At 71.8% G+C, this 13595-nt stretch carries 13 protein-coding genes; all 13 read right to left on the reverse strand.

Annotation, left to right across the window (positions count from 1 at the left end; genetic code table 11):
- Nucleotides 1–135: 135 nt before the first annotated feature.
- Nucleotides 136–1074, reverse strand: coding sequence for a glutaminase (locus IE251_RS25170; protein ID WP_189755274.1), 939 nt, complete (start codon nt 1072–1074; stop codon nt 136–138).
- Nucleotides 1075–1124: 50 nt separating this feature from the next.
- Nucleotides 1125–2534, reverse strand: coding sequence for an aspartate ammonia-lyase (gene aspA / locus IE251_RS25175; protein ID WP_189755275.1), 1410 nt, complete (start codon nt 2532–2534; stop codon nt 1125–1127).
- A gap of 41 nt (nt 2535–2575) precedes the next feature.
- Entirely contained in the window at nt 2576–3592 is a 1017-nt protein-coding gene (locus IE251_RS25180; protein WP_189755276.1) for an asparaginase, read from the reverse strand.
- A 41-nt stretch (nt 3593–3633) separates the two neighbouring features.
- On the reverse strand, nt 3634–5073 hold the full coding sequence (locus tag IE251_RS25185) for an amino acid permease (RefSeq protein WP_189755277.1): 1440 nt from the start codon (nt 5071–5073) through the stop codon (nt 3634–3636).
- Complete coding sequence (locus IE251_RS25190; protein ID WP_189755369.1) at nt 5070–5750, reverse strand: FadR/GntR family transcriptional regulator; 681 nt, start codon at nt 5748–5750, stop codon at nt 5070–5072. The genes IE251_RS25185 and IE251_RS25190 overlap by 4 nt, the downstream gene beginning before the upstream one ends.
- A 172-nt stretch (nt 5751–5922) precedes the next feature.
- Nucleotides 5923–6759 (reverse strand): undecaprenyl-diphosphate phosphatase, encoded by an 837-nt coding sequence (locus IE251_RS25195; RefSeq protein ID WP_189755278.1) that lies wholly within the window; start codon nt 6757–6759, stop codon nt 5923–5925.
- 76 nt (nt 6760–6835) lie between these two features.
- Nucleotides 6836–7210 carry a fluoride efflux transporter CrcB gene (gene crcB / locus IE251_RS25200; protein WP_189755279.1) on the reverse strand — a complete coding sequence of 125 codons (375 nt, stop codon included), beginning with the start codon at nt 7208–7210 and terminating at the stop codon, nt 6836–6838.
- Nucleotides 7207–7587: a DUF190 domain-containing protein gene (locus IE251_RS25205; protein ID WP_189755280.1), complete on the reverse strand. Its 381-nt coding sequence runs from the start codon at nt 7585–7587 to the stop codon at nt 7207–7209. Before IE251_RS25205 ends, crcB (IE251_RS25200) begins: the two co-directional genes overlap by 4 nt.
- Nucleotides 7588–7766: 179 nt before the next feature.
- Nucleotides 7767–8228, reverse strand: a complete 462-nt coding sequence (crcB, locus tag IE251_RS25210) for a fluoride efflux transporter CrcB (RefSeq protein ID WP_189755281.1) — start codon at nt 8226–8228, stop codon at nt 7767–7769.
- A gap of 68 nt (nt 8229–8296) precedes the next feature.
- Complete coding sequence (locus IE251_RS25215) at nt 8297–9256, reverse strand: SMP-30/gluconolactonase/LRE family protein (RefSeq protein ID WP_189755282.1); 960 nt, start codon at nt 9254–9256, stop codon at nt 8297–8299.
- Between the two features lie 49 nt (nt 9257–9305).
- On the reverse strand, nt 9306–9605 hold the full coding sequence (locus IE251_RS25220) for a helix-turn-helix domain-containing protein (RefSeq protein WP_189755283.1): 300 nt from the start codon (nt 9603–9605) through the stop codon (nt 9306–9308).
- A 190-nt stretch (nt 9606–9795) separates the two neighbouring features.
- Entirely contained in the window at nt 9796–11358 is a 1563-nt protein-coding gene (locus IE251_RS25225; protein ID WP_189755284.1) for a glycosyl hydrolase 53 family protein, read from the reverse strand.
- A gap of 110 nt (nt 11359–11468) precedes the next feature.
- Nucleotides 11469–13490, reverse strand: coding sequence for a beta-galactosidase (locus IE251_RS25230; RefSeq protein WP_189755285.1), 2022 nt, complete (start codon nt 13488–13490; stop codon nt 11469–11471).
- Nucleotides 13491–13595 lie beyond the last annotated feature (105 nt).

Here is a 13595-nt window from a genome sequence, read left to right on the forward strand (position 1 = left end):
GCAGCGTGGCAACGCCGGGTGGCCGGTGGGCGACGCCGGTCCTGCCGGGCGGGAGCGGATGCGTGACCGGCAGGGGACGGGGCGGGGCCGTCGGCGGCGGGTGCGTCCCGCAGGTGCCGGAGACGTTCCCCGGGTTCAGAAGATCGACAGGCCCGTGAGCGTGGTGAAGCGGTCCAGGGCCGCGACGCCGGCGACCGAGTTGCCGCGTTCGTCCAGGCCCGGGCTCCATACGCACAGCGTGCAGCGGCCGGGGACGACGGCGATGATGCCGCCGCCGACCCCGCTCTTGCCGGGCAGGCCCACCCGGTAGGCGAAGTTGCCGGCCGCGTCGTACGTGCCGCAGGTCAGCATGATCGCGTTGACCTGCTTGGCCTGGCTGCGGCTGAGCAGCCGGCTGCCGTCGGCGCGGATGCCGTGCCGGGCGAGGAAACCGGTGGCGAGGGCCAGGTCGGCGCAGGAGGCGGCGATGGAGCACTGCCGGAAGTACTGGTCGAGCAGGACCGGTATGTCGTTGTCGATGTTGCCGTAGGACGCCATGAAGTGGGCGAGGGCGGCGTTGCGGTCGCCGTGCGCGGTCTCGGAGGCGGCCACCTCCGTGTCGAAGTCGAGGGCGGGGTTGCCGCTCTCGGCGCGCAGGAAGTCCAGCAGCTCGCCGGCCGCGTCCCCGGTACGGGTCTGCAGCCGGTCGGTGACGACGAGGGCGCCCGCGTTGATGAACGGGTTGCGCGGGATGCCGTTCTCGTACTCCAGCTGGACCAGCGAGTTGAACGGGTTGCCGGAGGGTTCGCGGCCCACGTGCTCCCAGAGCTCGTCGCCCTCGCGGGCCAGGTCCAGGGCGAGCGTGAAGACCTTGGTGATCGACTGCGCGGAGAACGGCTCCCGCCAGTCCCCCACCCCGTACACCGTGCCGTCCGGCTCGGCGACGGCCATGCCGAAGCTGCGCGGGTCGCGGGCCGCGAGGGCCGGGATGTAGTCGGCGGGGCGGCCGCGCCCGGGCGTGTGGCTGATCTCCTCGGCGATGCGCTCCAGGACCGGCAGGAAGGTGGCGGACGACGTCGTTGTCATGATCACCATTGTGCCTCCCGGCCGGTTCCCGGAGCTTGTCGAGGTGGCCTTGCCGCAGGTCAGGCGGCTGGTGCGCCGCTGCCCGCGACGATCTCCGGGCGCAGCAGCTCGGCCAGCCGGCCGGCCGGCAGCAGGCCCTTCTCCAGCACCAGTTCGGCCACGCCGCGGCCGGTGGCGAGGGCCTCCTTGGCGATGTCGGTCGCGGCCGTGTAGCCGATGTGCGGATTGAGCGCGGTGACCAGGCCGATGGAGTTCTCCACGGTCGCGCGCAGCCGCTCGGTGTTGGCGGTGATGCCGGAGACACAGCGCTCGGCCAGCGTGCGGCAGGCGCTCTCCAGGTGCGTGATCGACTTCGACAGGGAGTGCAGGATGATCGGCTCGAAGGCGTTGAGCTGGAGCTGTCCGGCCTCGGCGGCCATGGTGATCGCGACGTCGTTGCCGATCACCTCGAACGCGACCTGGTTGACCACCTCGGGGATGACCGGGTTGACCTTGCCCGGCATGATCGACGACCCGGCCTGCACCGGCGGCAGGTTGATCTCGCCGAGGCCCGCGCGCGGACCGGAGGACAGCAGGCGCAGGTCGTTGCAGCTCTTGGAGAGCTTGACCGCGATCCGCTTCAGGACGCCGGACATCTGGACGAAGGCGCCGCAGTCCTGGGTGGCCTCGACCAGGTTGGCGGCGGTGACCAGCGGAAGGCCGGTGATGGCGGACAGATGGCGGCGGGCGGCCTCGGCGTACCCGGCGGGTGCGTTGAGACCGGTGCCGATGGCCGTGGCGCCGAGGTTGATCTCGTGGATCAGCTCGACGGCCTCGGCGAGACGGCTGCGGTCCTCCTCGATCATGACGGCGAACGCGGAGAACTCCTGACCCAGCGTCATGGGTACCGCGTCCTGCAACTGTGTACGGCCCATCTTGAGCACGTCACGGAACTCGACGGCCTTGCGGGCGAAGGCGTCCTGGAGTACGGACATCGCCTTGAGCAGTCCACGTACCGCGAAGACCGTCGCTACCTTGACAGCGGTCGGGTAGACGTCATTGGTTGACTGGCTCAGGTTGACATCCTCGTTGGGATGCAGATGTGTGTACTGCCCCTTGCTGTGGCCGAGCAGTTCCAGCGCGCGGTTGGCCACGACCTCGTTGGCGTTCATGTTGGTGGACGTGCCGGCGCCGCCCTGGACGACGTCCACCACGAACTGGTCGTGCAGCCTCCCGGCGCGGATCTCGCGGCAGGCGGCGACGATCGCGGCGGCCTTCCCGGGCGCCAGCAGACCGAGTTCCTCGTTGGCGAGGGCGGCGGCCTCCTTGACGGCGGCCAGGGCGTCGATCAGGTGCGGGTAGGCGGAGATCGGGGTGCCGGTGATGGGGAAGTTCTCCGTCGCGCGCAGGGTGTGGATGCCCCAGTACGCGTCGGCGGGAACGTCACGGTCGCCAAGCAGGTCGTGCTCGCGGCGGGTGGCGGCGGTCATGAGGGTGCGGGCCTCTTTCTGGGGTGCGGAATCCGGCGGTACTAAGCGCGGGCGGTGGCCGGGGCGGGGTCGAGGGCGCGCACGGGCCGCACGCTCCCCACCGGCTCGCCGCCGCCGAGCAGCGGCTCCCCCGCGAACTCGGTGAGCAGCGCGGGATCGACGCCGGCGCGGGCGAGCGCCGCCGCGGCGACGGGGATCCGCGCGCGGTTCGCCCCGTCCGCGATCTTCACGGCGACGGCCCTGCCGTCGGGCAGCGCCGCGACCTGGACGCCCTCGAAGCCGTCCTTGGCGAGCAGTCCGGGCACGGCCCGCATGAGCGCGGCGACGTCCCGGCCGGAGCCGGAGGCCATCTCGGCGTGCTCGCGCATGGCGTCGGCGACCCGGGCCTCGGGGGTGCCGGGGGCGGCCGTGGTGATCCGGGCGAGGGCGCGGGCGAGGCCGTGCAGGGAGATGGCGAACAGCGGGGCGCCGCAGCCGTCCACGGTGACGCGGGCGGCCCGCTGGCCGGTCAGGTCCTCGACGGTGGCGGCGATCTTCCGCTGGAGCGGGTGCTCCGGGTCCAGGTAGTCGTCCAGGGACCAGCCGTTGAGCTTGGCCGTCCACAGCATGGCGGCGTGCTTGCCGGAGCAGTTCTGGGCGAGCCGCGAGGGCATGCGGCCCTCGCGCACCCAGGCGTCCCGGACGACCGGGTCGAACGGCATGTCGGGCACGTTGCGCAGGTCGTCCTCGGCGAGGCCGGCGAGTTCCAGGATGCGCCGGGTGCCGGCCAGGTGCCGCTCCTCGCCGGAGTGGCTGGCGGCGGCCAGCGACAGCAGTTCGCCGTCGAGCGGCAGCCCGGCCCGCAGCATGGCCACGGCCTGGACGGGCTTGAGGGCCGAGCGCGGGTAGAAGGCCGCCTCGATGTCGCCGAGCTGGAAGCGCACCCGGCCGTCGGCGTCGAGGACGACGACGGATCCGTAGTGGATGCCCTCGACGACCCCGCCGCGGACGAGGTGGGCGACGGGGGCGTGGAGGGGTTCGCGGACGAAGGGGGCGTCGGCGGGGGAACTGCTGTACATCACTGCCTGTATCAAGGGGTCGGGGCCGTCCGGGACGCGGGTCACGCGCCGGCGCCGGTGGAGGTGCGGCTGACGCGGGCGCGGACGGCGTACCAGCCCGCGACCAGCGCCGCGACGATCAGCGGCAGACAGAGCACGGTGGTGCGTCCGGCGCCGCCGTCGGCGTACATGAGGACCACGACGGAGGCGAGGAACGCCAGCGTCACGAGTTCGGTCCAGGGGGAGCCCGGCAGCCGGTAGGCCGGCCGGGTCAGGTCGCCCTGCCGGGTCTTCCGCCAGAAGAGCAGGTGACAGACCATGATCATGGCCCAGGTGGCGAGGATGCCGATCGCCGCGAAGTTCAGGACGATCTCGAACGCCTCGGCGGGGACCACGTAGTTCAGGCCGACGCCGAGGACGCAGATCCCGCTGGTGAGCAGGATGCCGCCGTAGGGGACCTGGCTGCGGCTCATCCGGGAGGTGAAGGCGGGGGCGGAGCCGCTCATCGCCATGGAGCGCAGGATGCGGCCGGTGGAGTAGAGGCCGGAGTTCAGCGACGACAGGGCCGCCGTCAGGACGACCAGGTTCATCACGCCGCCGGCCGCCGGGACGCCGATGTTCGACAGGACCGTGACGAAGGGGCTCTGGCCTGCGGAGTACTTGTTCCACGGCAGGAGCATCGACAGCAGGACGACCGAGCCGACGTAGAACACGCCCACTCGCCACATGATCGAGTTGATCGCCTTCGGCATGATCTTCTCGGGGTTCTCGGTCTCGCCGGCGGCGACGCCGACCAGCTCGACGGAGGCGTAGGCGAAGACGACACCCTGGATGATCAGCAGCATGGGCAGCAGGCCGTGCGGGAAGATGCCGCCGTTGCCGGTGATCAGGGCCGGGCCGGGGTGGTGGCCGTCGACCGGGTGCTGGGTGACCAGCAGGTAGATGCCGATGCACATGAACACGAGGAGCGCGCCGACCTTGACGATCGCGAACCAGAACTCCAGTTCGCCGAAAATCTTGACCGATATCAGATTGACGGTCAACACGACCGCGAGGGCGATCAATGCGATCAACCATTGCGGGATGTCGGAGAACATCCCCCAGTAGTGGGTGTAGGTGGCGACCGCCGTGATGTCGGCGATACCGGTCGTCGCCCAGTTGAGGAAGTACATCCAGCCCGCGGTGTAGGCGCCCTTCTCGCCCAGGAACTCCCGGGCGTACGAGACGAAGGCGCCGGAGGACGGGCGGTAGAGCACGAGTTCGCCGAGGGCGCGGACGACCAGGAAGGCGAAGAGGCCGCAGACGGCGTACGCGATGAAGAGGGAGGGCCCGGCGTCGGCGAGCCGGCCGCCCGCGCCGAGGAAGAGGCCGGTGCCGATGGCACCGCCGATGGCGATCATGTTGACGTGCCGGTGCTTCAGGCCCTTGCTGTAGCCGGCGTCCCCGGCGTCGACATGGCCGGTCGAGGGGCGCGTCTCGTCTTTGAGGTGCTGTTCGCTCACGCCTCGGCTCCGCCTTCTTCCGTGAGGGGATGCGTCCGCTGGGGGCGGACGATGTCGGTGAGGGTCGTCTCGACGCGGTCCAGGTGGTGGCTCATGGCCTGCACGGCGTCGTGTTCGCTGCCGTCGACCAGCGCCTCGACGATCGCCCGGTGCTCGCGGTTGGACTGCTCGCGGCGCCCGCCCAGCTCGTTGAGGAAGGCCGACTGACGCGCCAGTGCGTCGCGGATCTCCTCGATGACCCGGCGGAAGACCGGGTTCTGGGCGGCCTCGGCCACGGCGAGGTGGAAGAGGGTGTCCATCGCGACCCAGGCGGTGGTGTCCGTCTCCCGCTCCATGCGGTCGAGCAGATGGGCCAGGTGGTCCAGGTTCTCCGGGGTGCGGCGCACGGCCGCGTAACCGGCGACCGGGATCTCGATGTGGCGGCGCACCTCCAGCAGGTCGCTGGCCGCGTAGTCGCCGAAGGTGGGGTCCTCGACGGTGTTCGCGATCACGAAGGTGCCCTTGCCGGTGCGGGAGACCGTCAGGCCCATGGTCTGCAGCGCGCGCAGCGCTTCGCGGAGCACGGGCCGGGACACCTCGAGGGTGCGGCACAGCTCGGCTTCGGAGGGGAGCTTGTCGCCGATGGCGTACCGGCCGCTCTCGATGGCGCCGCGAAGGTGGTCGAGTACCGCTTCCATCGCGCTGACGCGCCGGGGGACGAGACCACCTGTCTGGCTGTCTGACAGGTTCACGGGAGCGATCCTGCGGGCTGCGGGCAGACACTGTCAAGGCGTCCGGTAAGAAAAGATTCACGGGGTGCGGCGCCTGAATGCAGGCATCCGCACCCCGTGGGTGAACAGCGGCGGCGGTTCAGCCGCCGAGCGTGCCGGTGGCGAGCAGGCCGAGCAGGAGCACGCCGACGACGATCCGGTAGATCACGAAGGCGTTGAAGGAGTGCTTGGCGACGAACTTCAGCAGCCAGGCGATGGAGGCGTAGGCGACCACGAACGACACCACCGTGCCGACGGCGAGCGGGGCCGCCCCGACCCCCGCGCCGAGGGCGTCCTTCAGCTCGTACAGGCCGGCGCCGGTCAGGGCCGGGATGCCGAGGAAGAAGGACAGCCGGGTGGCGGCGACGCGGTCCAGATCCAGGATGAGCGCCGTGGACATGGTGGCGCCGGAGCGCGAGAAGCCCGGGAAGAGCAGGGCGAGGATCTGCGAGCAGCCGACCCACATCGCGTCCTTGAAGGAGGTGTCGTCCTCGCCGCGCTTGTGCCGGCCCATCTGGTCGGCGGCCCACATCACGCCGGAGCCGAGGATCAGCGAGCCGGCGACCACCCACAGGGAGGCGAGCGGGCCGTCGATCAGCGGCTTGGCGGCGAGGCCCACCACCACGATCGGGACGGTGGCGGCGATCACCCACCAGGCGAACTTGTAGTCGTGGTGGTAACGCTCCTCGCGGTCGGCCAGACCGCGGAACCAGGCGGTGACGATGCGCCGGATGTCCTTGAAGAAGTACACGAGCACGGCGGCGATGGCACCGACCTGGATGACGGCGGAGAACCCCACGACGGACGAGTCGTCGACGGGGATGTCCATGAGCCCCTCGGCGATCTTGAGGTGTCCGGTGGAGGACACCGGGAGGAACTCGGTCACCCCCTCGACTACTCCGAGGACGACGGCCTGACCGACGGAGATGGCGCTCATGGGATCCAGTTCTGGGGAAGAGTGGGTCGACAGTGCCGTAGACAGTACTCACTGGTCCGGGCCGCGCGGCACACGCTCAGGCCCACAGGAGCCCGGCGAGTGAGACTCCGGTGAAAGCCGCGGCGAGCCCCGCCGCCACACTCGCCACGACGTTCCCGGCGGCGTAGAGTCCGGAGCCGGCCTCGGACAGCCGGAGGGTCTCGTAGGAGAAGGTCGAGTACGTCGTCAGCGCGCCGCACAGCCCGGTACCCAGCAGAAGCCGCAGGTGGGGGCCGGCGGCCCCGGCGGAGGCGGCGCCCGTGACCAGGCCGAGGACCAGGCAGCCGACGACGTTCACCACGAAGGTGCCCCACGGGAAGAGCGAGTCGTGCCGGGCCTGCACGGCGCGGTCGGTGAGGTAGCGCAGGGGCGCGCCGACCATGGCGCCCACGACGACCAGCAGCCAGTTCACAACGACTTCTTACCCTCCGGGTCCGTTTCCTCCGGGCCGTCGCAGGCCCCTGTCCACCGGACGACCTCGCACGCGTCCAGGGTCACCAGGCCCCGGCCGGCCAGCTCGCCGAGCCGGGGCAGGAAGGCCCGGATCCGCTCCTCGGTGTCCACCACGACCACCGCGACCGGCAGGTCCTCGCTCAGGGACAGCAGCCGGGAGGTGTGGATGCGGGAGGAGGCGCCGTACCCCTCGATGCCCCGGAAGACGCTGGCGCCGGCGAGTCCGGCGGCGTGCGCGCGGTGCACAATCTCGGAGTAGAGGGGCCGGTGGTGCCAGGTGGCGTTCTCGCCGACGTAGACGGTCAGCCGCAGGGCGCGGCCGGTGCGGGGGATCATCGCCGCCTCCGCGCTCACCGCCGCCTCCGGGGTCTCGTGCCTGTCTCCGGGCTCATGGCTGCCTCCGGACTCCACGCCGTCTGCCGGCTCATCGCCGCCACCCGGCTCGTGGCTGCCTCCCCGCCTCATGGGTGTCTCGCGGGTCATCGCTGTCTTCCGGCTCATCGCTGTCTCGCGGGTCATCGCTGTCTTCCGACGAAGACCCGGCGGGCGGCGGCCGAGGCCAGCCACACCGCGGCGAGGGCGGCGCACAGCGTCGCGGCCAGATAGGCGAGCGCCGGGCCGGGGCGGCCGGCGTCGGCGAGCCCGCGGATGTCGACCGCGTAGGTGGAGAAGGTGGTGTAGCCGCCGAGCACGCCGGTGCCGAGGAACGGCCGCAGCAGGCGGTGGGCGGCCCACACGTCGGTGACGAGCACCATGAGGACGCCCATGGCGGCGCAGCCGGAGACATTGGTCCAGAAGGTCGCCCAGGGGAAGCCGCCGGGGGGTGTGGGCCAGGCGAGCGTGAGGGCGTAGCGGGCCGTCGCGCCGAGCGCGCCGCCGGCCGCCACGACCGCGACGACGGGCGCCTGCGCACGCCATTCGGACCGCCGGGGTGGGGCGGGGCGGACGCGACGGGTCCGCGTCTGCGGGGCTGTCATCGGTACGTCTCCTCTTTCGGCCCTGCCCCCGTCGGGCGATCAAGGCCGGAACCCAGCGTACCGCCGGGTCAGCGGGCGGCGGGCCGGGCGCAGACCGCCACCCCGGGCTCCCACAGGCTGCCCAGCACCAGGTGGTCACCGGTGACGCAGACGCTGGTGACCATGCGGAAACCGGACCGGTGGCGGGCGAGGTGGTGGACGACGCGCCCCGCGTCGTCCACGGCCACGACGCCGGCGGTCCCGCTCGGGCGGTACGGCAGGTGTACGGCCGCCCGGGCGGCGGCGCGGCGGACGGCCGGCGAAGCGCGGTGCAGCAGGTCCAGCGGGGGGACCCGGGGACTGGCCAGGGCGACCCAGACCGGGCCGCCGGGACCCTCGCGCCAGAGGTTGTCCGGCATGCCGGGCAGGTCGGCGAAGGGCTCCGCGTGACCGGCGCGGGGGCCGGTGAGCCGGTAGCGGACCAGGCGGCAGGCGCCGGTCTCGGCGAGCACCAGGGAGGAGCCGTCGGCCGCGACGGCGAGGCCGTTGGCGAAGCGCAGCCCCTCCAGCAGGACCTCGGGCTCGCCGCCCTCGGGGGGCAGCCGAAGCAGGCGTCCGGTGCCGGTGTGCTCGACGATGTCGCCGATCCACCGGTCCAGGGGGTGGCGGCGGCTGGAGACGGTGAAGTACAGGGTGCCGTCGGGCAGGGCGACGGCGTTGCTGCAGAAGCGGAGCCGCTCCCCCGCCACCGAGTCCGCGAGAACCCGGACGGTGCCGTCGTCCGTGCCCACCCGCAGCAGGCCGCGTTCGGCGTCGCAGACCACCACGTCGCCGTCCGGGAGGAGCTCCAGCCCGAGGGGGCGGCCGCCGGTGCGGGCCAGCACCTCGGTGCGGGCCGTGCGCGGGTCGCCGAGGTGGTGGACGCGGAGGATGCGCCCGTCGGCCACTCCGGTCAGCACCCGCCCGTGCGGGTCGGGGACGACGTCCTCGGGGCCGCGCGCGCCCAGGGAGACGTAGTGCAGGGACACGAGTTCCGCGGGTCGGTTCACGGGCGTCGCCTCACGCCCGCCGACGACCGTCCGGGACGATGAGAACACGTCACCAGCCCTTCTCGAAGATCCTGGTCACCTCGGCGATGCGGATCTCGTCGCGCCGGTAGTGGGTGCGGCAGCGGATCCGGCGGGTGCGCAGCATGCCGAGGCGGGCGAGGAAGTCCAGGTGGGCGCGGACGGTCCGCGGGGGCAGGCCCAGCTTGGCGGCGACGGCCCGCGCGGTGACGCCCGTGGCGGCGAGATCGCGGCGGCGCCCGGCCGGGAAGTGGGCCGCCGGGTCCTTGAGCCACTCCAGGATGGTCCCCCGGATCCGGCCCGTGGGAGTCCCCGGGGAAGTCACCGTCATCCGTCCGCCTCCCGTCCCCGGCCTCCTCGTACGCAGTGTTCCCACTGTGGCCCGGGCGACGCCGCCGCGTCCGGGACTCGGCGTCCGTTGTCCGGTAAGGAACGGCCCCGTTCCCGGGGAGAGGCATAACGCCCCAGGCCCGTGGCGGGGGCCCGGTCGCGGTGCCGCGGCCGGGCCCCGTGCCGACGGCTCAGCGGTGGCTGAACCACGTCATGGAGGAGAGCGCCTTGTCGTCGTAGCCGAAGAGGGCCTGGTTCTCCCAGCCGTTGCCGGAGCCGGCGTCCGCCGGGTCCCAGCCGTTGCCGGGGACGGCGGTCCAGGTGGCCTCCCAGTAGAAGACGCCGAGACCGCGGCCGTCCGGGACGGCCTCCACGATGCTCGCCACGTCGTTCAGCCACTTGGTCTGGCCGGCCACGGTCGCCGGGTAGCCGGGGACGAGTTCGCCGGTGGTGTCGATCTGGTTGGTGAGCGCGTCGTCACTGTCGAGACGGAAGGGGTAGGCCGTCTCGGCGACGAACACCGGCTTGCCGTAGCGGACGGCCGCGTCGTCCAGGGTGGTCTGGAAGTCGGAGAGCGCACCGTGCCAGTAGCCGTAGTACGACAGGCCGATCACGTCGAACTTGACGCCGTTGGCCACCGCGTTGTCGAACCACCACTCGGTGCCGGCCTTGTCCCCGCCCTTGGCGAGGTGCAGCGCGACGGAGGTGGACGGGTTGACCGCCTTGACGGCGCTGTAGCCGGAGTTGATCAACCCGGCGAGCTGGGTCCAGTTGTCCGTCGACCCCTCGGACCACAGCATGCCGCCATTGATCTCATTGCCCACCTGGACCATGTCGGCGGTGGTGCCTTGAGCCTTCAAGGCGTTCAACACGTCGTACGTGTGGTTGTACACGTCGGTCTTCAGTTGACTGTATGTGTGGCCCGACCACGCGGCCGGCTTCTTCTGGGCGCCCGGGTCGGCCCAGGTGTCCGAGTAGTGGAAGTCGACCAGCAGCTTCATGCCCTGCGCCTTGACCCGTTTGGCCATCGCCAGGACGTGCGCCTTGTCGTTGAAGCCGTCGGCGGGGTTCACCCACACCTTCAGGCGCGCGTAGTTCATGCCGTACGACCTGAGGATGGGCAGGGCGTCGCCGGCGGTGCCCGAACTCGTCCGGTAGACGCCGCCCTTGGCCTCGCTCTTGGCGAGGGAGGAGATGTCGGCGCCATGGATGGAGGTGCTCGTGGCGCCGGGTGCGAAGGTCAGATCGTCAACATTGATCCAGTTGCCCGCGTTCGCGTCACTGTTGACGCTGATGGTGCACTGGTTGTTGGTCACATTGACCGGCGTGACGATCCGGATCCATCCACTGGACGAGACCGGCAGATCGGTGCGCTGTTCGGAACCCCCGCAGTTCTTGAGCGCTATGTACGCGGCCTTCTGTCCGCCGCTGGACCGCACCCACGCGGTCAGCTTGTAGTTCCCGTTGGCCAGCCCGGACAGGTACTGGTAGGTCTCCACCTTGTAGGCGGAGGCCGAGTAGTGGCTGAGGCGGTAGCTCCCGGCGTGGCCGCCGGCCTCGGTGTAGGAGGCGCCGGCGTCGCCGTACTCCGACCAGCCGGCGGGCACGGCCGCGCCCGTGCCGTCGGACTCGAAGCCGCCGTTGGTCAGCGTGCTCGCGGCCTGGGCGGTCTGGGCGGGCAGGGCGGTGAGGGCGAGCCCGGCCGCGAGCGGCGGCAGCAGGGCGGTGATGGTGCGTCTGGGATGGAACTTCATCGTCCGTCGTCCCTTCGACGTAACTGGGGAGAGGCTCCTCCCGCGGTGGGCCGGAGGAGGCCCCCTCCGCCCGCGGCTCCCACGGCTCACGCGGGCGGAGGGGAGTCGGCTCAGCCGTCGAGTCGCACGACCCGGACGGCTCCCGCCGGGACCGCCAGGCGGCCCGCGGCGCGTTCGCCCGTCAGCAGCTCGGTGCCGGGCGAGTCCAGCGGCACCTTGGTGTCGCCGGCGGTGTGGTTGATGACGAACAGGAAGGTGCCCGACTCGCCGCCGCGGCGCACGACCTCGACGTCGCGGGGCAGTTCGGCGCGCGGGGCGAGACCGGCGTCGTCGGCCGCCCGGGCGAGGAGCGCGTCCAGGCCCTGGGTGTCGAGACGGGTGGACACGTACCAGGCGGTGCCCCGGCCGAGCCGGTGCCGGGTGACGGCCGGGTGGCCCGCGGTGAGCCCGTCGGCGTACCGCCACACGGTCTCGGCGCCGCGCGGGACGACGAACTCCGTCCACACGTCACCGGTCGGCCCGGGCCCGTCCGGGCCGGTCAGCCGGACCCGCTGGTCCTTCAGCAGCGGCGAGAACTCCTCCACGGTCAGTCCGAGGACATCGCGCAGCACGCCCGGGCAGGCGCCCTCGTGGACGGCGTCGTGTTCGTCCACGATCCCGGAGAAGTACGACACCACGAGCGTGCCGCCGTTCTCGACGTAACCGCGGACGTTGCGCCCGGCGGCCTCGGTCATCAGGTACAGGGCCGGCACCACGACCAGGGGGTAGGCGGACAGGTCGGCTTCCGGGTGGGCGAAGTCGACGGTGAGGTGGCGGTCGTAGAGGGCCTCGTAGAAGGAGTCGGCACGCTCGCGCGCGTCGTGGTCCTCGCTGGGCCGCCAGTCGAGGCCCTGCGCCCACCAGGACTGCCAGTCCCACAGCATGGCCACGTCGGCCTCGGTGCGGGTGCCCCGGATGCCGCTCAACGCGTCCACCGACGCGCCGAGTTCGACGACCTCGCGCCAGACACGGGTGTCGGTGCCGCCGTGCGGGACCATCGCGGAGTGGAACTTCTCGGCGCCGCGCCGGGACTGGCGCCACTGGAAGAACATCGCGCCCTCGGAGCCGCGGGCGACATGGGCGAGGGAGTTGCGGGCCATCTGCCCGGGCGCCTTGGCGGGGTTGCGGGGCTGCCAGTTGACGCCCGAGGTGGAGTGCTCCAGCAGCAGCCAGGGGGCGCCGCCGGCGACCGAGCGGGTGAGGTCGGCGGCCATCGCGAGGTTGACGTGGGTGCGGCGGCCGTCGGTGATCAGGTAGTGGTCGTTGGTGACCAGGTCGACCTCGCGGCCCCAGGCCCAGTAGTCCATGGAGTCGCACTGGCTGAGGGCGGTCATGAAGTTGGTGGTGACCGGGACGCCGGGAGACAGGCGGTGCAGGATGTCGCGCTCGGCCCGGAAGTTCTCCCGGATCAGGGCGTCGGCGAACCGCTTGTAGTCCAGGGCCTGGCCCGGGTTGCCGGCGGTCGGGGTGGCGCGGGGCGGGTTGATCTGCGCGAGGTCCGTGTAGCGCTGGCCCCAGAAGGCTGTTCCCCAGGCCTCGTTGACCGCGTCCACGCCGCCGTAGGTGTCCGCGAGCCAGCGGCGGAAACGGGCCGCGCAGGAGTCGCAGTAACAGGCGGAGACAGGGACGCCGTACTCGTTGTGGACGTGCCACATCGCGAGCGCGGGATGGTCGCCGTAGCGCTCGGCGAGCCGGGTGGTGATGTTCGCGGCGGCGGCGCGGTAGTCGGCGTTGCTGTGGCAGATCGCGCCGCGGGAGCCGAATTCGTAGCGCACGCCGTCGGCGGTGACCGGCAGGGCCTCCGGGTGGGCCCGGTAGAACCAGACGGGCGGCACCACCGTGGGCGTGCCGAGGTCGACGCGGATGCCGCCCTCGTGCAGCAGGCCGAGGATCCGGTCGAGCCAGCCGAAGTCGTACTCCCCCGGCGCCGGTTCCAGCAGGGCCCAGGAGAAGATGCCGACGCTCACCATCGTCACGCCGGCCTCCCGCATCAGCCGGATGTCCTCCAGCCAGACGGATTCCGGCCACTGCTCGGGGTTGTAGTCCCCGCCGAAGGCGAGCCGCGTTAGACCCCTGGGGGCGGTGTCCGGCATGGATCTCTCCCGGAAAATCGATCAGATGGGAACGTGCACACACAGCCGCTGCGGTGCGGGCCCAACATAACCGCACAGCAACAACCATTGACAAGTGTCCGGGAT

Source organism: Streptomyces eurythermus (assembly GCF_014649115.1).
Classification (GTDB): Bacteria; Actinomycetota; Actinomycetes; order Streptomycetales; family Streptomycetaceae; genus Streptomyces; species Streptomyces eurythermus.